The sequence below is a fragment of the 'Catharanthus roseus' aster yellows phytoplasma genome (assembly GCF_004214875.1).
In the GTDB taxonomy this organism is placed as follows: Bacteria; Bacillota_I; Bacilli_A; order Acholeplasmatales; family Acholeplasmataceae; genus Phytoplasma; species Phytoplasma asteris.
In genome coordinates, this window is sequence record NZ_CP035949.1 from 388,885 (window position 1) to 408,684 (window position 19,800).

Sequence of the window (19,800 nt, forward strand, 5' to 3'; positions counted from 1 at the left end):
AATAAATATTTAAAAGCATAATGATGACTTGTAAATGAAGGTTTTTTGAAAATATTTATTTTTTAAAGAATCTAACAATTCTTTTATTTCGATTTATAATAATGTGGTTATAGTTTGGAAATGACAAGAAATAATTGCAGTTGAGATGATAATTTGGTAATCCATAATAAAAAAAAGCGGGGGATAAAAGTTTTTTTATTGATTAAAAAAATACCAGATATTTATTAAAAAATAAAGGATAAAAAATAAATTCAAAATGGCGGAGCAGAAGGGATTCGAACCCTTGCACCGATTTCTCGGACTACGTCCTTAGCAGGGACGCCTCTTATAGCCACTTGAGTACTACTCCTAAATTATATTGTATAGATTTGCAAAATAAAAAAATAAATAGGTGAATGTAAGCAAATATAAAAAATAAAAATAAAAAAAGAGGGGATGAAAAAAATAGTAATTGAGATGTGTTAAAAAAATATCCCAAAAGTGGATTAAAAAAATAAAATAAATGGAGGCCCTGAACGGATTTGAACCGTTGATCAAGCTTTTGCAGAGCCATGCCTTACCACTTGGCTACAGGGCCAAACATCGCTTTAATGCGAGTTTTTTATAATTAAATTAATGAGTGACAAATGGTTTCATTAAAGCTTCAATGTCTTTGACTTCTTTAGGGATGTGTTTGGATAAATTAACAGCCCCTTCTTGAGTGATTAAAAGGTTGTCTTCAATTCTTACTCCAATCCCTAAATCTTTTAAATATAGACCTGGTTCGACAGTAATTACGCTGTTTGTTCCAATAACACCTGTATAATTGCAAACATCATGAATATCTAATCCTAAGTGATGTCCTAATCCGTGATAGCAATATTGATGGATTGTTTCGCCTTCTTTAAGTAAAGACATTTCTTTTAATCCTTGCAATAAAATATCTTTGCCATATTGGTTTAATTGCGTAAAGGTGTGATGCGGTTTTACCCAAGCAATGATTTCTTTGTTAGCTTTAAGAACTAAATTATAAATATCTTTTTGCAAAGAACTAAATTGTCCGCTTACAGGATAACAACGAGTAATATCAGAGGAATAATGATTATAAGTAACGCCAGCATCAAATAATAAAAGGTCGTTGGGTTTTAATTGGCAGTTAGGTTTGTTATAATGCAAAATTAAGGCATTTTTTCCTGAAGCAGCAATGGTTTCAAAGGATTTTTGAGTTTGGTTATTTTCCAAAAAATAATGAAAAAGAGCAGCTATTTGATATTCATACATTCCAGGTTTTAAGTTTTTTGATAAATAATTAAGGGCTTGATGATTGATATCTAGAGCTTTTTGGATTTGGGTTTGTTCGTAAACGCTTTTTGTTTGACGCAAAGAAAATAAAAAAGAAGAGCTATTATAAACTTGCAAAAAAGGATATAAAGAAGCCATTTTTTGACAATATTCTAAAGCCCAACTTGCTTTTTGGTCTAAGGTTTGCTTGGATAGGTCAAAATAAAAACCTTCTAAAGAATCCACAAAAGAACCTCTCAAAGGATTTATCATCTGAAATAAAAAAGTTTCAAAAGTTAATATGTTTTTGAGGTTTGATAAATTAATTTGAGATATCAAATAAGCATCAGAAAAACTCAAAATATCTCCATCCCACAAGGCTTTACTAGGGTTATTTTCTTCTAAAAATAAAAAAGTATGAGATAAATTAGGTGTTTTTACCAACAATAAAATAGTGTTTGGTTGGTTAATTCCTGTCAAATAATAAAAATTATGATCAACTTCAAAAGGAAAAGTTTGATCGCCACTCTTAGTAATTGCTTTTCCAGAATAAAAAAGAGCAGCGGTGTTTGGTTTCATTTTTTGGATGAAATTATTTCTATTGTGCAAAAACATAAAAACACGATTTTCCTTTTTTTAAGATAGAAATGAAAAAAAATATAAGTTCATAAAGCAAACGGAAAAATGTTTAATATTAAAAAATTGGAATAAAAAAGCAGGCAAAAAACTTGGCAAAATAATTTAACTTTTGATTTGAAAAAATTTGATTTTGGGAAGTAATTTAAACTTTTGTTTTGCGAATTTCTTGGAAAAATATTGAAAAAAATGTTTGGCTAAAGGTTTTGCTTTTCTAAATATTAAATATTTGTTTTGTTTTTTATTTTTTTTCTCTATGTAGAGTGTGAGTTCTAGAAAAAGGACAATATTTTTTTAATTCTAAACGTCCTGGGGTCTTTTTTTTATTTTTATCAGTATGATAATTTTCTCTTTTGCACTCTGTACAAACTAATTTTACTAAATCACGCATGTTAATTTTCTCCTAACTAATTAAGCAATATAGTACTATTATATCAAATTTTTTTTAATAAATAATAAAGAGTTTTTAAAATTATTATTTTTTAGTTTTTTTATAATGAGGAGTAGTTTTTTTATTAAGTAAACGTTTTTTAATCCATAAAAGAGTATAAGTCATAGAAACTGTAAAGACAAAAAGGCAAGAAAAGACCAAACAAACAAAGTCATAACATGAATAAACAAAACGATAACGTTTATGATGGCGATTTTCCTTATCTTCTAACTTTTGGGCATTTGCAGGATTATTTAATTTTTGTTTAAAAGGAGAAAAGAAAACATAAGGAAACATTTTAAAAGGATCTCTTTTAGCTGCTTGTTTTTCTGAAGTTATAATTGGTTTGTCTTTTTGCAGATCTTGAAAATAATCTTGCATAGATAAAAAGCCAAATAAACTAAAAAAGGTCATATAAAGCAAGGGATGAATAAAAGCTATCCACATTTTTTTATAAGGAATAGCATAAGAATTGACTTTAAAATAAAAATATAGATAACATAAAGGAGCTAAAGTGTGTTGGAGATGAGAAAGAAAAAAAGAAAGACTAAATTTAGGTTCGTAAAAATGTCTACCTTTATCAATTAAAGTGTGAAAAATTAAAGCTGTCATCAAAATGCTAACTAAACATGCAAAAACTACATAATGATACCAATTTTTTTGTCTTACTTTGGTAAAAAATAAAGCATAAACAATTAATACAAATAAATTACTTTGATGGGTAAAATACCAAACTGTTTTGATAAAAGTGTGGTGCCCAGGATAATAACCTTCTTCGTAATCTAAAATGTTGTCTTCTTTTCCTGTGGTGTCAAAATCAATTTCAGGCATAAAAGTAGGGGCTTTGTACTTATATTGCCAATAAATTTGTCCTTTGTTAACACATTCTTTAAAATCATGAAAAAAAACAAGCATTAAAGTACAAATAGACAACATTAAAAAAAGAAAAACAACATTGGGCTTTTTAAAATAATTTCTTAAAACAATTTTTTTAAATCTTAATTTTCTTTTCATATCGTTCCTTTTTGGTTTAACATTTAAATATTTACAAATGCAATTAAAATAATGGATAATGAAGATAAGTTATAAATTTGATTAATGATAAATTATTGCTGATGAGATTTATTTTTAGAAACAATAGGTTGAATAATGTTTTGTTCTAAGGCTTGGGGAAAAGGATATTTTTCTTCTCTCATTCTTTTAAATAACAAGTAAATAAAACCTCTTTGATAATCAATGCGAGTAATAACTGCTATTTGGGGTTCGTTTTGAACTTTGGCGCAAGTTCCTATTAAATAATTTTTAGCTGTGGGTTGCAAAAGCACTAACCTACTTCCTTATGGGTTCACTTTATCAAAAAGTGTAAATAAAAAAACAAACTAGTTAGTTTGTTTTTTTATTGTAAAATATTAAAAAACTTAATAGTAAAGATTTTAAGCAACGAAAAGATCTTTAAAACTTTTGCTGAATTTGAAAGTAGGAACCTTTTTAGCTGGAATGTCAATAGTTTTACCAGTTCTTGGATTTTTTCCTTCGCGAGCACTTCTGTGTTTTACTTCAAAGGTGCCAAAACCTGTTAAAGTAACTTTTTCATCTTCTTTGAATTCTTGAAGACTTTGAGAAATAACTTCAATAAAGTTATTAAGAAATTTATCAGCTTCTTTTTGACTAACGCCATTTTTTTCAGCTAATTTTCTTAAAAATTCTAATTTGTTCATTTTTTGCCTCCTTTTCTTTTTATTTACGTACTTATTATAACATCAAAAAAATAATTTAAAAGCGAAAACCAACAATTATTTGAAATTATTGGTAATTATTGGTAATTATTTGCATTTTATTCTTAATTGACTGCGGGGGTGTTTGCAAAATGAATTAAAAAATGGTGGGTGGGTCAAAAAATAATTTAGAATTCACTTTTGAAAGGTCTTTGCATTAAAGTTTCAAAAACAGTGTAAAAGGGTTTGGATTCAAAAATTAATCGATAAGAGGCTTGAATAATGGGCAGATCTAAATTATGTTTTAATTGCAATTGATAAAAAGCATTAAGAGTTTGGAATCCTTCGATGGTTTGCAAAGAAGAGTCAATAATTTGTTGGTAAGTAATGCCTGCAGCAATTTTAGCACCAGCATTAAAATTTCTGGAGTATTTGCTAAAAGCAGTCGCAATTAAATCACCTAATCCTGGAAGTCCTAAAACGGTTTGGGGATTTCCTTGATAAAAAGTAACTAACCGCGACATTTCTAAAATACCACGACTCATCAAAGCTGCTTGAGAATTAATTCCAAAGTTCTTGGCTACTAAAATACCATTAATAAGGGCTAAAACATTTTTAAAAGCACTGCAAATTTCATTTCCTACCAAATCAGAAGAAGTATATACTTTCAAATAATTAGGGCAAGAAAATAATTTTTGAATTTCCAAGGCAAAAGCGGGATTGGAAGAAGCTGCAGTTAACAGAGTTAATTTGCGTAAAATAACTTCTTCAGCATGCGATGGACCCATTAAGGAAGCAAAATTAGCTAAAAGAGGGGCAGGAATAACTTGTTTGACAATTTCAGAAACACGCAAAAAAGTTAAAGGTTCAATACCTTTAGAAACATTGACAAACGATTTGGGAGTATTTAACATAAGGGCAAATTGTTTGAGAAGATGACGCATAAATTTCATAGGAACTGCCAAAACTATCAAATCAGAATAATCAAGAGCTTGTTTAAGGCAAGAAACTGCTTTGACATTTACTAGTGGATCATTAAAAATGGGATGTTTCCCTTGATTTATTTTTTCCACATAAGAAAGGTTAGTGTCATAGAGTAAAACTTGATTGTTGTTATCAGTTAAAACTTGTGCCAAAGTAGAACCCCAAGCACCACTGCCAATAATAGTAATTTTCATAAAATATAGCTTCTTTCTTGTAATTAAAATAGCAAAAACGGTCATGAAAAAAGTTACAGCAAAAATAACAAAAGTTTTTTTGATAATTAAAAATAAGGTTGAATTTTTTTCAACCACTATAATTAAATCATAAAATAAGAACAAATAATAAAATACTTGCAAACAAAATGAAAAAAGAAGGGGAAGGAGAAAAAGGGGGATTCAAAATAGTTTTAAAAATTAGACTTTTTTTTATGAAAAATAATTTTGAGGGGTGTTCCTTCTAAATCAAGGCTTTTTCTAAATTGATTTTTTAAAAATCTTTCATAAGAAAAATGAATATGTTTAGGGTCATTAACAAAACAAAGAAATTCAGGAGCTTTGGTTTTAGTTTGAAAAATATATTGAAACTTAGCTTTTTTTTGATTAAAGAAAGTGGGGGGATTTATAAGAGTTGCTTCTTGTAAAATATCGTTTAAAAGACTAGTGCTAAACTGACTTTTATAATTGTTAAAAACTCGTTTTAAAATAGCAAAAATTTGAGTAAGACGACTTTTTTTCAAAGCTGATAAGAAAATAACAGGCGCATAAGATAAAAAAACAAACTCTTGACGAATTTTTTGCTCAAAGTTCTTTAGGGTATTGGTATCTTTTTCTAACAAATCCCATTTATTGACAATAATAATGCAAGCTTTATGATGTTCTAAAATAAACCCTGCAATATTTTTATCTTGTTCTAAAATACCTTCTTTAGCATCTAAAACTAAACAAGCAATATCTGCTTTTTCCAAAGCACCTAAAGCACGCAAAACGCTGTATTTGTCTTCTTTTTCATAAATTTTACCTCTTTTTTTAATACCTGCAGTGTCAATAATTTGGTATTTTTGCCCATCATTTTCAAAAAAAGTATCAACAGCATCGGTGGTAGTTCCTGCCATATCAGAGACAATCATTCTTTGGGATGATAAAAGAGAATTAGTAAGGGTTGATTTGCCAACGTTTGGACGTCCCACAACACAAAATTTAATAATGTTTTTGTCTTTTTCTTGGTTTTGGTTTTGTTCTGGTTCTAATAGTTGTTTTTGTGGGATTTCATAATTAAATTCGGAAGGGGGGGGTTGCAAAGGTGTATCTATTGGAAGGTCTTCTAAAAATGAAGAATCAGAAATCAAAGCAGCATCGCGCGTAAGAAAAACAATTTTATCTAACAAATCACCTATACCTATACCATGTTGAGTACTAATTGCAAAAGGAGTATCAAATCCCAGAGCATAAAATTCATAAGTGTTAGATAATAAATTGTGGTTGTCAATTTTATTAACTGCCAAAAGAACTGGTTTTTTAGTTTTATACAAAAGTTTAGCTAAATAAATGTCATTTTGAGTAAGTCCTGTTTGCCCATCAACTACAAAAACAATTACATCAGCTTCATCAACTGCAAGTTGAGCTTGTAATTTAATTTGTTCCAAAAAAGGAGTTGATTGAATTTCGATACCACCCGTATCAATAACTCCAAATGTTTTAGTAAGCCACTCGGCAGTAGCATAAATGCGGTCCCGAGTAATGCCTGCTTTTTGATGAGTAATAGCGTGTCTTTTCCCAATAATACGGTTAAACAAACTTGATTTGCCAACATTAGGACGACCCACAATAGCAATTTTAAAAGACATTTAAGTTCTCCTTTTTTTATCAATTAAGGCAATAATTTTGGCAATTACTTCATCAATTGATAATTCGGTAGTATCTAGTAAAATGGCATCTAAAGCTTTAGATAAGGGAGCAAGTTGGCGATGATAATCTTTATGATCGCGTTCCTTGAGTTGTTTCATAATTTGAGCAATGTCTGTGATTTTTCCTTTTTGGGCATCTTCTTGTTGTTTTCTCAAAGCTCTTTTAGTAATGTTGGCAGTAAGAAAAATTTTTAAATTAGCATCTGGCATTACAACTGTTCCAATATCTCTTCCATCCATAATTAAATTAGGAGTATTGGCACAAATTTCTTTTTGCAATTTCAATAATTTAGTTCTTACAGCAGGAATTAAAGCTACTGAAGAGACATGTTTTTCGACGTCCAAAGACTTAATTTTTAAAGAAACGTCTTCTTGATTAAGAAAAATTTTATTACAAGAATAAGAAAGATTGATTTTATCTAAAGCTTGATTAAGACTTTTTTCATGATTCCATGAAACTTCATTTTCTAACAAATATAAAGTTAATGCCCGAAACATTGCTCCAGTATCGATGTGATTCCAACCTAATTTTTGGGACAACTTTTTACTAATAGTGCTTTTGCCAGAACCTGCCGGACCATCAATGGCGATTTTAAAACTTTTCATATGCATATATAACTAACTCCTTATAGTGATCTTAAATTTACTAAATTAATGCGGTATTTGAGTAGTTAAGGTTTTTAATTTTTTAATTTCATGAATTTTTAAAGGTCGATAAGCACCTATTGTGAGATTTTCAATAGTTAAAAAAGAATAACGATAACGTTTTAGCTTTAAAACTTGATAGCCTAAAGCTTGCATCATTTTACGAACTTGCCTGTTTTTTCCTTCAGTTATTACTAGCTTTAACCAAGTAGAAGGTTTGGGTGTATAAGAACTTTTCAAAATATCAATTTCTTTACAAACAGCCAAATAATTTTTATCAATGATAATTCCTTTGCGGAATGTGGCAAGGTCTTTTTTTTGCAAACAAGCATTAATTTTAACATGATATTCTTTAGGAATACAAAAGGAAGGATGGGTTAATTTTTGAGTAAGATCGCCGTCATTAGTAATTAAAAGTAGTCCTGTAGTATTAAAATCAAGGCGTCCTATCGGATATAATCTTTGTATGCTTGCTTCTTCGATTAAATCCAAAACAGTAGGGCGTTTTTTATTGTCTTTGGCAGTGGAAAGAAATCCATTGGGCTTGTTGAGCAAAAAATAAGAATAAGTGGTTTTGGTGATCGGTTTGTCATCCAAAGTTATAATGTCGCTGGAAGATACTTTGGTTCCTAATTCAGAAATAATTTTGCCATTAACTTTAATGCGTTTTTTCAAAATTAAAATTTCTGCTTTTCTTCTAGATGCCACATTTGCATAAGCCAAAACTTTTTGTAATCTTTGCATTATTTTCCAATCCTTCCTTACTTGATTGTGTGGTTTGATGTTTAAAAACTTATTATTAAAATATTGTTCAAAAATGTCTTTTGTTTTTCTAATATTTAATAATTAAAAATATTGCAAATTAAAAAAAATAACGCGGATAGTATTTATTTTCATCCAAGGTATCATAATAAGCAACAAAATTTTTATTACTATCTTTAACTATAAAAGGTTTTTTAGTAGTTATTTGTCTTTGGTCTAAATGAGTGCCGTTTTTTACTAACTTAATTAAATAATCATTTAAAATAAGTTCATCGTAAGCAGCAAAAAAAGTACTATCCAAAATCAAATCATTGAGTTCTAAATTTTCAATATTTTTAGCGTTTTGTAATAAATGCGTGCCAATTGCAGTTCTTTGCAAACGAAGAAGAGCACCATAAGTATTTAATTGCAAAGCTAAATCGCGCGCAAGACTTCTAATATAAGTTCCTTTGGAAACATGTGCCAAAAAATCTACTTGGTCGCGACAAAGCAAAGATGTTTTTTCAAAATGATGAATAAAAACTTCTCTTGGAGGAATATCTACAACTTGATTTTTGCGTGCTAAACGATACATTTTTTTTCCTTTAATTTTAACTGCTGAAAACATAGGAGGCATTTGCAAATACTTTTTTTGATGAAAAGATGCAAAACTTTTTTGGATGGTACAATCAGTTAAAGGGGTGTTTTTGGTATCCAACAATTTACCTGTCACATCCAAAGTATCATAATGTTTATTAAAAAGAAAGGTTCCTTGATAAGTTTTTGGTAGTTTATCGAACAAAAAAGCCAGTTTAGTGGCTTTACCCACACAAATAATTAAAAGTCCTGAGGCTAAAGGATCAAGAGTTCCTGTGTGTCCTACTTTGTCAAAATGAAATTTTTTTTTAATTTGAAAAACTACATCATGTGATGTCATCTTTTCTGGTTTGTTGACTAAAAAAAATCCGTTCATAACGTTTGATTTTGCTTTCGGTTTGTGGTAAAATTATTTATAAGAATGTAAAAATTTAAGCAAATCTTCTTTATTTAGAAACCCACTATGTCTTGCTAATTCTTTTTTATCTTTGTATAAAATAAGTGTGGGGAAACCAGAAACGCCTTTTTCTAATGCTAATTGTCTAAAAAAATCAACGTCTACTTTGTAAAAAAGAATGTCTTTTTCTAAAAGGCAAACTTCATCCAAAACAGGCAATAATCTTTGACATGGAGGACACCATGTAGCAAAAAAATCAACAACTACCAATTGTTGTGTGGCAGTTATGGTTTTAAAATCTTGTCCTTGATAATTCATTAAATTACTCATTATATTTAAAACTCCTTTTGTTTTTTTGGGGTTTGGGTTTTGGCATACACCATTTATTATAATTTAAAAAATGTTAATTAATAAAGATATGTTTTAGTTATTTTAATTTTTAAAACAAAATGAAAAAATGCATTTTTATGAATCATATTTTTTTGGAAATTTGTTCATTTGAGAATTATTTTCTAATCCATTTAATGTTAAGGCAACAATAAAGCAAAAAAACAAATGAAGACAAAGAAAGGATTATTTTAATTAATAAGTTTACCCAATCAAAATATTTTTCTTCTTGGAAAATAAAATCTTTGTATTTAAGAGAAGCTATTTTTTGTTCCAAAATGTTTTGAGAAATAGGTTTTAGTTCGCAATAAAAAGGGACTCCGTTTTTATCAATTAATTTGATATAGTAATAAAAACCTTCCAGCCAACTATTTTTAGCAACATAAGTAATTTTTTTGTTTTTATAATTATCAATTTTATTCAATAAATCAGAAACAGTAATGTTGGAAGTGGCATTTATAAAAGGCAAATGATGATAGCAATCAAAAGAAAACAACAAAATAGAAAACATCAAACTTACCACAATTAAAAAAGGGGTGATAATTTTTTTCTTGAAAATAAAATAATTTTTAGGAATAGCAAACAACCAATAAATGGTTTTAAAAATTAAAATTGTTGATAATAAATAAAAGAAAAAGGACAAAAAATCAAAGTGAAAATAAAATGCCAAATAGTAGTTTTGTTAAAACCTTTTGCAGGTTGGAATGGTTGAATTTTAATTTCTTTCATATCTTTTATTTGTTTGTTTTGTAAAAATTCTTTAATTTGTGGCATTGGAGTGATATTTTGTTCTTGTAATTTTTGAGACAATTCTTTAATTAAAGGTTCATTTAATTTCACTAAAGCTTTGGCATAAGAAAAACATTTTTTTAAAATATCTCTTTGTAAATCTTCTTTATCTTTAACTGATATCGAATTATAACCAAAAAAGCGTGTTAGTTCTTGGGATTTGTGGAAAGCCTCAACAAAATCAGAACAAGCTTTATCAATAGTTTTTTCGCAAATCACTTCTTCAGCAACTTTTCCTGCTAAAAGAACGGTAATTTCTTGGATGAAAATTTCTTTTAATAAAATATTAGGGGTCTGTTCTTTAGCAAATAAAGTCAATATTTTATCCGAAGAGCGTGGAATTAAAGAAACCGAACTTAAAAAATGAGTGTTTTTGACTTGGCTGATAATTATTTTAGCAGCTGCATGAGTAGCAACAATTTCTTTTTCTTTGTGATTATATGTTTTGGAAGAATTTGTTATCCCTAATAAAACGTTTTCTTTAGCTTGAATAATTGTTTCAGAAGAAATTTTTTGCAATTCTTGTTCTTTGTTTTTTTCTGCTTGAAGCATTGAAGCCTCATTTAAAATGGCTTTGAGTTGAGCACCACTTAATCCTTGGGTTTCTAGGGATAATTGTTCTAAATTAATATCCTCATCAGCTATTTGTTTGCTTTTAGCACATAATTTTAAAATAGCTTTTCTTGCTTTAAGGTCAGGGAACAAAACATTAACTACATAAACAAAACGTCCTGGACGAAGCAAGGCAGAATCTAGAGATTCTACTCTGTTAGTAGCAGCTATCACAATGACATTATTTTCATTATCTTTGGATTTAATCCCATCCATTTGATTTAATAATTCTGTAGTTATTTCTTTTTCTTTTTGGCTATTGTTTCTAGCAATACCAAAAGAATCAATTTCATCAATAAAAATAATGCTTGTTTTATGGGTTTTTGTTTTTTCAAACAAATCTCTTACTTTTTTAGCACCATCACCATGAATTCTTTGCAAAAAATCAGTACCACTAAAAGCATAAAAGGATGCGTCTGATTCGCCTGCAAGAGCTTTTGCAAGTAAGGTTTTTCCTGTTCCTGGAGGTCCATAAAACAAAATTCCTTTAGGAATTTTGGCTCCTGCTTCATGATATTTTTTAGGTTCTTTTAAAAAATCAATAAAACGTTGGAGAAGTTGCTTTTCTTCTTCCATCCCTGCCACATCATTAAATTTAGTTTCACTTGAGATTGGCTCAAAATCCGTGTGATTGTGGTTGTTCGGATTCTTTTTCTGGATTAGTTTTTTTGGGTATTGTCCCTTTTACCATTAAATTTGCAAAAAGAAAATAATTCCAAAAAGATATTATAAAAAGGATCAGGCAACATCGCAAAAAGTTCTTTTTTAAAATTATAATCATTGGAGCCATACCCATTCTTCGAGAAATTAAAATTAATTATGAATTAATTATTTTAAATGTGAACATATAAATGTAATAATATAAAGAAGTTTTAAAAAAGTGCAAACTCATTAAAATAAATAAAATTATTGTGTGTTAATAATTTAATTATCTAGGTAAAACTTCATCAATTTCCAAACGATTAAATAAAATATGATAATTATCTAATTTTTGACTTGAAAGAAGCCCGAAAGTATCTAAACTTTCAAAAGTAATATCTGAGTTTTTGAGTTGAGTTAAAATTTTATGAGCAGTTTGAGGTAAAAAAGGTTGCAATAAAACTCCTAAAAACCTTAAAGTTTCTACCAAAGAATATAGTGTGTGGTCTAATAGTTGTTGTTTTTCAGGATTTTTAAATAAATTCCAAGGTTCTACAAAATCAATGTATTTATTAGCAAAACGAGCCAAATTCATAATTTCTTTCAAGGCATCTCCTACTTTACAATCTTGCATTTTGAGACGAACCAAAGGAAGAGTTGCTAAAGCTTGTTTGGATAAATCAAATTTGGGATCTAAATTAGTTGTAATTAAAGTTTTGGATAAATTATTTTGGCGATAACTTTTTACCATCCCAAAAACTCTATGAACTAAATTTCCCAAAACATTAGCTAGGTCACTATTGTGCCTTTCTACTAACAATTCATAAGTGATATTACCATCTTGAGCATAAGGAATTTCTGATAGAACAAAATAACGAATGGAATCCATCGGAAAATATTTTAATAAATCATCAACGTACAAAACGTTACCTTTAGATTTAGACATTTTATTTTTATCAAACAAAATCCATGGATGGGTTAAAAACTGTTTGGGTAGTGAAATTTCAAGTGCCATCAATAAAATAGGCCAGTAGATAAGGTGAAACCTTAAAATATCTTTACCAATAACATGCATATCACAGGGCCAATATCGATTAAACTGACTATTTTTGGATGTAGGATTGTAGTCTAGTCCGGTTAGATAATTGCTTAGAGCATCAATCCAAACATAAATAACGTGTTTGGGATCAAAAGGAACGGGAATTCCCCACTTGAAAGAAGTTCTAGAAACAGACAAATCTGCTAATGGTTCTTTTAATAAATTTAACAGCTCTTTTCTTTGGGCATCAGGTTTAATTAAGGAGGGATTGTTTTCTAAATATTGCAATAACTGGGCTTGATATTTGGAAAGCTTAAAAAAATAAGTTTCTTCGCTGATTAAAATAGGAGTTTCACCATTAAAAGTTTTTCCATCAATTAAATCTTTGGCAGACACATAAGATTCTTCAGCAACTGAATAAAGCCCTTGATATTTTCCTAAATAAATATCTCCTTGTTGCCATAACTTGTAAAAGATGGCTTGAACTGTTTGTTTGTGGTGGGGATTGGTAGTTTTTACAAATTTATCGTAACTTACTTGCATTAAATCATAAATTCTTTTAATTTCCAAAGATATTTGGTCTACGTATTCTTGGGGATTTTTGCCTTGTTGCAAAGCTTTGGCAGCAATTTTTTGTCCGTGTTCATCGGTTCCTGTTTGAAACAAAACATCAAATCCTTCTAGGCGTTTGAAACGAGCAATGGCATCAGCTAAAATAGATTCGTAAACGTTTCCAATGTGCGGAATGCCAGAAGCATAGGCAATTGCTGTGGAAAGAAAAAATTTAGGTTTTTGGTTGGGGGTTGTTTTCATAAAACTCCTTAAATAAATGGTGACAAAAATATTTTTTAATTGTGGTTTGTTGGGAAAAATCTGCATGTGGTTTGGGAAATCAAATCAAGATTGGGGGTTTTTGATTTTGTATTGGTGATAAATTTCTTTTTTGGTAATGTTTCTTTCTTGAGCAACTTTGCTAAAAGCCTCTTTTTCGTTAAAGCCTAATTTAAGGTAAAAAAGAACGTGATCGTTTATGCTTAGAGCAAGCAAATGTTCGTTGGGGTTGGGGTTGCCTGCAACAACAATGACATATTCGCCCTTATTAATTAAATCAAATTCTAAAATAGAATCAAGATTGCCATTGATAATGGTTTCGAATTTTTTAGTCAATTCGCGCGCTAAAGAAATTTTTCTATTACCATATAATTTATGTATTAAAAGTAAAGTCTTTTTAATTCTATGAGGAGATTCGTAAATAACAAGGCTTTCTGAGGCGTTTTTATATTGGAGTAAATATTTTTCCAAAGCTTGAGACAAACGGGGTAAAAAAGCCAAAAAGATAAAAGGTGAGGGGATGGCAGAAGTCATAAAAGCAGTTAAAAAAGCAGATACTCCTGGAATCGCTACCACATTAAAACCATGTTTTTGCACTTCACAAACCAAAGAAAACCCAGGATCGCTAATAAGAGGAGTGCCTGCATCACTAATTAAGGCAATATTTTTTCCTTGTGATAAAAGTTCTAAAATTTGAGGTAGCCTTCTTGTTTGATTGTGTTCATAATAAGAAAGTAAAGGTGTTTGGATTTGATAAGTGTGTAAAAGTTTTTTGGCTCTTCTAGTATCTTCTGCTAAAATTAAAAAAACTTCTTTTAAAGTGGCAAGTGCTCTTAAGGTGATGTCTTCTAAATTGCCTATGGGAGTTGCTACCAAATATAAAGTAGGTTTGGCATTGCAAAAACTTTGTTGTTGAAATAACATATTTTTTACCTTATTTGTTTGGTTTGGGTGTGTGCAAATTTTTAAAGATTTAAAATGAAAGTCTTTGGGCTTCTAATTGAATTAACAAAGCCATGAAAAGATTTTCTTGATTAGATAATATATATTTTTTTTTGTAAATTTGGTGAATAATTTTTAAAATATTAAAAGTGGTTGGAAGGGGTAGGGTTTGATAGTATTTTTGATATTCTGGATTTGTTAAAATTTGTGTTTTGGAAAAATAAATGGGTGTTTTGGAGTTAGGTGTTTTTTCATATAAAATATCAGAAAAAAAACGTAATAACACTGATAAAAAATCATTTAAAAAATGAGGATAAGAGATAAGTTTTGCAAGAAGAGGAGAGGCAAAAACTGCTAATTTTAATGAAATTGTTTTTGGGAATTGAATAAGAAAATCCAAAAAAAATTGTTTAAAATTTTGATAATAATCGCTGGCAATAAATAAATCCATTTGATCGGAATTTTTATTTATTAAATTACTTAAGGAAAAATCAAAAGCATCTATTTGGGATTTGGTTTTAGAGTCTAAATTTTTTGATTTTGCATCCACAGTATCAGAGATATTAATAATTTGACAACGAGAAACTATGGTTGGTAAAACTTGTTCTAAATTATTTGTTAATAAAAAACCTATAGTATTGTTGTTGGAAGGATTTTCAAAAAAATGCAATAAACTGTTGGAAGTTTGGGTAGTTATCTTTTCTATTTCTTCAATTACATAAATTCTTTGGGTTCCGAATAAAGAAGTTTGCAAAAAGTTTTTTTGAAATTGCAAAATTTGTTCTTTGGTAAAAAGATGGTTTTGTTTGGTTAAATAATAAAAATTGGGGTATTGCGAATTAAGTAAGGTATCTTTTGTCAAAAGATGAAGGTCATGAGGTTTGAAAATACGATAGGCAAGTTCTAAAACAAATAATTTTTGTTGGGAAAGAGTGGAGCCAACAACTAAATAAAGATGAGCGAGTTTATTATTTTGGATAATTTGGTTAAATTTGGCTAACAAAGATTGGGTTTTGTTCATAATTCTATTTGAAAGACTTCTTTGAGTTTTTGTTCAATGATGTTATAAATGTTTTCCAAGGGCTTGCTTGCATCAATTAAAAAAATTCTTTTTTGTTGGTCTTTTTGACAAAGGTCAAGGTAGCCTTTGCGTACTTTTTTATGAAAAGACAGTTTTTGCAAATCAAACGAATTAATTTCTTTAGGTCTAAATTGTTTGACTCTTTGAATGCCTATTTTAGGGTCTAAATCTAGATAAAAAGTAATGTTAGGCATGTAATTTAGAGCAAAATTATTAATATTTAAAACAAAATCTTGACTTAAACCGCGAGCATAAACTTGATAAGCTATAGTCGAATCTAAATAACGATCACAAATAACTATTTTGTTTTGTTGTAAAGCAGGAATAATTAATTTGCTTAAATGTTCTGCTCTATCTGCTGCAAATAACAAAGCCTCAGTGTGGAAATCTATTTGTTTGTTAGAAGAATGCAACAAAATATTTCTAATTACTTCATTAAATAAACCGCCACCAGGTTCTTTGGTTAAAACACACGAATATTTTTTACTTAATTTTTCAAATAAATAACGCGAATGGGTGGTTTTTCCGGTGCCTTCACAACCTTCAAAAGAAATAAACATTTAGTATAAATTCTCCTTTTTGTGTATTTTTATTTATTGTCACAAAATCAATAAAAAATTTTTTTTAAAACTAAGGCTTTAGCAGGAGCCAAAAGGGTGGCTTTTTTAGTTGTGTTGCCTAATAACATCGCTTGAAATTGTTCCAAAGAAAATTTATTTTTACCAATTTCAATTAAAATTCCTACCAAAAAACGAATCATATATTTTAAAAAACCGTTTCCATGAAAAACTAAAATATATTTGTGTAAAGTTTCTTTGAGAAAGGCTTGAAAAATGGTTTTAGAAAAATTTTTAGGTTGGGTCTCACTAGTAAAAGCAAAAAAATTATGGGTGCCTTCAATAAATTTTAGGGCTTTGGTGATTTTATCAAAATCAAGTTTGTCAGCAAAAATTTGAAAATGATGGTTAAAAGCGTTGAGAGGTTTTTTGGAAAAAACATATTGATAAATTTTTGATTTCGCTGAATAACGAGCATGAAAATTAGGAGTGGCAAAATTCATTTGTCTAACTCTAATATCAGGAGGCAAAAAATAATTAAGAGTTTTTTGGAAATGTGTGGGTTTTAGAAAAAAAGTGGTTTGGAAATGGAGGGTTTGCCCTTGGGAATGGACTCCTTTATCGGTTCTACTAGCTGCAAAAGTAGGGATGTTTTGATGGGTCATTTTTTTTAAAGCTTTTTCAAAAGTTTGTTGCACGGTTATTTTTTGAGGTTGTTTTTGATATCCATAATAACAAGTGCCATCATAGCTTAAAATTAATTTATAAAAAAAGTGTTGCAAAAATGCCTCCTTGTGTAACTACAAAATATTTATTAAAAATTTAAAATGAGAAATAAGGAGTGAAGAAAAAAAGGGGTTAATATTAAAAAACCTCCTTAATCCTTAAGATAAGAAGGTTTTGATAATTTAAGTTTTTGAGCAAGAACCTAAAAATTCTCGGTTAATTGTTATTAAACAAAAGCAATAATTGCCATTGGAGCACCATCACCACGACGAGGAACAGTTTTAATAACTCTAGTATATCCACCTTGACGATCAAGATATTTAGAGGAGATATCTTTAAATAGTTTTTGCAAAACTGTAGTATCATCGTTGATTTTTTCATCAAAAAGATGTCTTTTGGCTTGGCGTCTAGTATGCAAAGTATTTTTTTTAGATAAAGTAACCATTTTATCAGCTAATTTTTGTAATTCTTTAGCTTTGGATTCAGTTATCATAATTTTTTCTTGCACAATTAAATCAGTCATTAAAGTTCTTAACAAAGCTCTTCTTTGAGATTTATTGCGTCCTAATTTGCTAAAAGGCATAAAATTTATCTGTCCTTTCTATTTTCTAATGTGTTTTTTAGTTTTAATGTTTGTCTTTGTCTTCTTCAACGCTGTGATGCAAAGCTTCTTTAAGATAATCATTGAATTCTAAACCGTATTCTAAAAATTTATCTTTTAATTCTTGGAAAGATTTTCGTCCTAAGCTTTTAAGTTTGACAACTTCTTTTTCACTTAATTTTACTAAAGCAGCAACTGTGTCAATCCCTGCTCTTTTAAGACTGTTAAAAAGCCTTACAGATAAATCTAGTTGTTCAATTTCTAAATCTAGTACGTAATTGTGAGCTTCTTTTTTAGATTCAGAAACAAATTCTACATGAGCAGGTTTTTGGCTTAATTCTACTAAAACATTAAAATGATCTACTAAAATGCTAGCTGCAGTTGCTAAAGCTTCTTTAGCTAAAAGAGCGCCGTTAGTGGTAATTTCAATAGTTAATTCGTCTTTGTTGCCTAATTTTTTTTCTACTTGATAAGAAACATTGACAACAGGAGTAAATAAAGAATCAATTGCAATAACGCCTACTTGATTTTCGCCGTGAACTTTGTTGTCTTTGGCGCCAACATAACCAATGCCTTTTTTAATGGTAACTGTCATATGAAAGCAAACATCATCAGAAAGGGTGGTAATGTAATGATCGGGGTTGATGATTTTAACTCCTGCAGGCAGTTCGAAAGAAGAAGCAGTTAGGTGTTGTGGTCCTTTGGCAATTAGTTCTAGTTTTTCTTCAAAATCATCTGATTCGTCGTCTACGGCAAAAACAATTTTTTTTAAATTTAAAATAATTGTCATGACATCTTCATAAACGCCAGGAATAGTGGTAAATTCTTGTTCTACTCCTTGAATTTTAACATTTACAATAGCAGTACCAGGCAAAGAAGATAACAAAACTCTTCTTAGAGCGTTTCCTACAGTAATGCCGTATCCTCTTTCTAAAGGTTTAATGGTGAATTTCCCAGAAATGGGATTTTCATCAATTTCTTCAACAAAAAAAGGTTTAATAAATTTAATATTTTTCATAATTACTCCTTGAAATGTCGAACAAGATTATTATCCTCTAGGAGGTTTTGGCGGTCGACAACCATTATGTGGTACTGCAGTAACATCTTTAATAGCAGTAATTTCTAATCCTGCTGCTTGCAAAGAACGGATAGCTGATTCTCTTCCGGGACCTGGTCCTGTAATGAAAGTTTCTACTTTAACCATTCCGTGTTCCATCGCTGCTTTGGCAACTGCTTCAGCGGCTAATTGTGCTGCAAAGGGAGTTGATTTACGACTTCCTTTAAAACCCAAAGCACCTGCACTACTCCAAGTAACAGCATTACCGTTAAGATCAGTGATAGTAACGATAGTGTTGTTAAAAGTGGTATGAATATGTGCAATTCCTAAAGGAACATTTTTTTTAACTTTGCGTTTGGTAGTTTTTTTTCTTGCCAATGCCTTTCTCCTTTATTATTTTTATTATTTAGTTAATTTTATTATTTTTTCTTACCAGCAATTGCTTTAGGTTTACCTTTAACAGTGTGAGCATTGTTTCTGGTTTTTTGTCCTCTTACAGGCAATCCTTTACGGTGGCGTAGCCCTCTGTAAGCTCCAATTTCCATTAAACGCTTAATATTTAAAGTAACTTCACGTCTTAGGTCGCCTTCTACGTTGTATTTAGTAATTTCACTACGTAAAGATGATAATTGCTGTTCGGTTAAATTTTTAACTCTAATATTTTGGTCAATGTTTAACTCGTTTAAAATTTTATGAGATAATTTATTGCCTAAACCATAAATATAAGTTAGTGCAATTACTACTCTTTTGTCGCTTGGAATATCTATTCCTGCAATTCGCGCCATAAATATCTCCTTTTATCCTTGTCTTTGATTGTGTCTACGATTTTTTTTATTGATAACATAAATGCGTCCTTTACGACGAACAATAATATCATCTTCACTGCGTTTTTTAACTGAAGCTCTAACTTTCATAATCTTTTCTCCTTACTTAAAACGATAAGTGATTCGTGCTTGTGTAGGGTCGTATGGTGATAATTCAATTCTTACTTTATCACCAGGTAAAATGCGTATGTTGTTGATACGTATTTTACCAGAAACATAAGCGATAATCGTTTTTTTATTTGGAAGCTCTACTTTAAATTTATCATTTGATAATAATTCAACAACTTTAGCTTCGATTTCAATTTTGGATTCAGTTTCGTTTAAATTGTTTTTTGACATTCAAAGTGATTCCTTTAATTTTGATTTCTGGGTTTGGGGGTGGTTGTGATGTAATTTGGTAAAATGAA

At 29.5% G+C, this 19,800-nt stretch carries 24 protein-coding genes and 2 tRNA genes; all 26 read right to left on the bottom strand.

The genetic code is table 11. From position 1 onward, the window contains the following. Positions 1-257 precede the first annotated feature (257 nt). The 26 genes from EXT02_RS01785 to infA all read right to left on the bottom strand — a co-directional run bounded on the left by EXT02_RS01785 (position 258) and on the right by infA (position 19,732). Positions 258-349: transfer RNA gene (locus EXT02_RS01785), tRNA-Ser, on the bottom strand. 154 nt (positions 350-503) lie between these two features. Continuing rightward, positions 504-577 (bottom strand) — tRNA-Cys (locus EXT02_RS01790). A 35-nt stretch (positions 578-612) separates the two neighbouring features. After that, positions 613-1,875, bottom strand: a complete 1,263-nt coding sequence (locus EXT02_RS01795) for an aminopeptidase P family protein (protein WP_130427736.1) — start codon at positions 1,873-1,875, stop codon at positions 613-615. A 262-nt stretch (positions 1,876-2,137) separates the two neighbouring features. Next, the gene (gene rpmG, locus EXT02_RS01800; RefSeq protein ID WP_011160619.1) at positions 2,138-2,287 is read right to left on the bottom strand and encodes a 50S ribosomal protein L33; all 150 of its coding nucleotides are present in this window, start codon (positions 2,285-2,287) and stop codon (positions 2,138-2,140) included. Between the two features lie 84 nt (positions 2,288-2,371). Then, on the bottom strand, positions 2,372-3,340 hold the full coding sequence (locus EXT02_RS01805; protein ID WP_165383246.1) for a hypothetical protein: 969 nt from the start codon (positions 3,338-3,340) through the stop codon (positions 2,372-2,374). 92 nt (positions 3,341-3,432) lie between these two features. Beyond that, positions 3,433-3,651 carry a hypothetical protein gene (locus EXT02_RS01810; RefSeq protein WP_198143618.1) on the bottom strand — a complete coding sequence of 73 codons (219 nt, stop codon included), beginning with the start codon at positions 3,649-3,651 and terminating at the stop codon, positions 3,433-3,435. Between the two features lie 108 nt (positions 3,652-3,759). After that, complete coding sequence (locus tag EXT02_RS01815) at positions 3,760-4,044, bottom strand: HU family DNA-binding protein (RefSeq protein ID WP_011160617.1); 285 nt, start codon at positions 4,042-4,044, stop codon at positions 3,760-3,762. Between the two features lie 185 nt (positions 4,045-4,229). Continuing rightward, positions 4,230-5,219, bottom strand: a complete 990-nt coding sequence (locus tag EXT02_RS01820; RefSeq protein WP_130428035.1) for an NAD(P)H-dependent glycerol-3-phosphate dehydrogenase — start codon at positions 5,217-5,219, stop codon at positions 4,230-4,232. A 212-nt stretch (positions 5,220-5,431) separates the two neighbouring features. Next, the gene (gene der / locus EXT02_RS01825; RefSeq protein WP_130427738.1) at positions 5,432-6,868 is read right to left on the bottom strand and encodes a ribosome biogenesis GTPase Der; all 1,437 of its coding nucleotides are present in this window, start codon (positions 6,866-6,868) and stop codon (positions 5,432-5,434) included. Beyond that, a complete protein-coding gene (cmk, locus tag EXT02_RS01830) occupies positions 6,869-7,534 on the bottom strand; it encodes a (d)CMP kinase (protein ID WP_069028444.1) in 666 nt (221 codons plus the stop codon). Positions 7,535-7,579: 45 nt separating this feature from the next. Further along, on the bottom strand, positions 7,580-8,317 hold the full coding sequence (locus EXT02_RS01835) for a pseudouridine synthase (RefSeq protein ID WP_130427740.1): 738 nt from the start codon (positions 8,315-8,317) through the stop codon (positions 7,580-7,582). A 118-nt stretch (positions 8,318-8,435) separates the two neighbouring features. Beyond that, on the bottom strand, positions 8,436-9,287 hold the full coding sequence (gene truB, locus EXT02_RS01840) for a tRNA pseudouridine(55) synthase TruB (RefSeq protein WP_130427742.1): 852 nt from the start codon (positions 9,285-9,287) through the stop codon (positions 8,436-8,438). Positions 9,288-9,320: 33 nt separating this feature from the next. Further along, positions 9,321-9,638 carry a thioredoxin family protein gene (locus tag EXT02_RS01845; protein WP_069028269.1) on the bottom strand — a complete coding sequence of 106 codons (318 nt, stop codon included), beginning with the start codon at positions 9,636-9,638 and terminating at the stop codon, positions 9,321-9,323. Between the two features lie 175 nt (positions 9,639-9,813). Further along, positions 9,814-10,218, bottom strand: coding sequence for a hypothetical protein (locus EXT02_RS01850; RefSeq protein ID WP_130427744.1), 405 nt, complete (start codon positions 10,216-10,218; stop codon positions 9,814-9,816). Between the two features lie 83 nt (positions 10,219-10,301). Beyond that, complete coding sequence (locus EXT02_RS01855; protein WP_130427746.1) at positions 10,302-11,672, bottom strand: AAA family ATPase; 1,371 nt, start codon at positions 11,670-11,672, stop codon at positions 10,302-10,304. 352 nt (positions 11,673-12,024) lie between these two features. Next, positions 12,025-13,587 carry a methionine--tRNA ligase gene (metG, locus tag EXT02_RS01860; RefSeq protein WP_069028273.1) on the bottom strand — a complete coding sequence of 521 codons (1,563 nt, stop codon included), beginning with the start codon at positions 13,585-13,587 and terminating at the stop codon, positions 12,025-12,027. 84 nt (positions 13,588-13,671) lie between these two features. Then, complete coding sequence (gene rsmI, locus EXT02_RS01865; RefSeq protein ID WP_069028274.1) at positions 13,672-14,529, bottom strand: 16S rRNA (cytidine(1402)-2'-O)-methyltransferase; 858 nt, start codon at positions 14,527-14,529, stop codon at positions 13,672-13,674. A gap of 49 nt (positions 14,530-14,578) precedes the next feature. Then, positions 14,579-15,568 carry a DNA polymerase III subunit delta' gene (locus tag EXT02_RS01870; RefSeq protein WP_130427748.1) on the bottom strand — a complete coding sequence of 330 codons (990 nt, stop codon included), beginning with the start codon at positions 15,566-15,568 and terminating at the stop codon, positions 14,579-14,581. Further along, positions 15,565-16,188, bottom strand: coding sequence for a dTMP kinase (gene tmk, locus EXT02_RS01875; protein ID WP_130427750.1), 624 nt, complete (start codon positions 16,186-16,188; stop codon positions 15,565-15,567). The genes EXT02_RS01870 and tmk overlap by 4 nt, the downstream gene beginning before the upstream one ends. Positions 16,189-16,235: 47 nt before the next feature. Next, positions 16,236-16,967, bottom strand: a complete 732-nt coding sequence (gene truA / locus EXT02_RS01880; protein WP_069028277.1) for a tRNA pseudouridine(38-40) synthase TruA — start codon at positions 16,965-16,967, stop codon at positions 16,236-16,238. Between the two features lie 170 nt (positions 16,968-17,137). Further along, complete coding sequence (gene rplQ, locus EXT02_RS01885) at positions 17,138-17,494, bottom strand: 50S ribosomal protein L17 (protein ID WP_011160603.1); 357 nt, start codon at positions 17,492-17,494, stop codon at positions 17,138-17,140. 43 nt (positions 17,495-17,537) lie between these two features. Beyond that, a complete protein-coding gene (locus EXT02_RS01890; protein WP_069028278.1) occupies positions 17,538-18,530 on the bottom strand; it encodes a DNA-directed RNA polymerase subunit alpha in 993 nt (330 codons plus the stop codon). Positions 18,531-18,560: 30 nt separating this feature from the next. Beyond that, entirely contained in the window at positions 18,561-18,947 is a 387-nt protein-coding gene (gene rpsK / locus EXT02_RS01895) for a 30S ribosomal protein S11 (protein WP_130427752.1), read from the bottom strand. Between the two features lie 41 nt (positions 18,948-18,988). After that, positions 18,989-19,354 carry a 30S ribosomal protein S13 gene (gene rpsM / locus EXT02_RS01900; protein WP_130427754.1) on the bottom strand — a complete coding sequence of 122 codons (366 nt, stop codon included), beginning with the start codon at positions 19,352-19,354 and terminating at the stop codon, positions 18,989-18,991. Positions 19,355-19,366: 12 nt separating this feature from the next. Further along, positions 19,367-19,483: a 50S ribosomal protein L36 gene (gene rpmJ / locus EXT02_RS01905; protein ID WP_011160599.1), complete on the bottom strand. Its 117-nt coding sequence runs from the start codon at positions 19,481-19,483 to the stop codon at positions 19,367-19,369. 12 nt (positions 19,484-19,495) lie between these two features. Next, positions 19,496-19,732 (bottom strand): translation initiation factor IF-1, encoded by a 237-nt coding sequence (gene infA, locus EXT02_RS01910; protein ID WP_130427756.1) that lies wholly within the window; start codon positions 19,730-19,732, stop codon positions 19,496-19,498. Between the last annotated feature and the right edge of the window lie 68 nt (positions 19,733-19,800).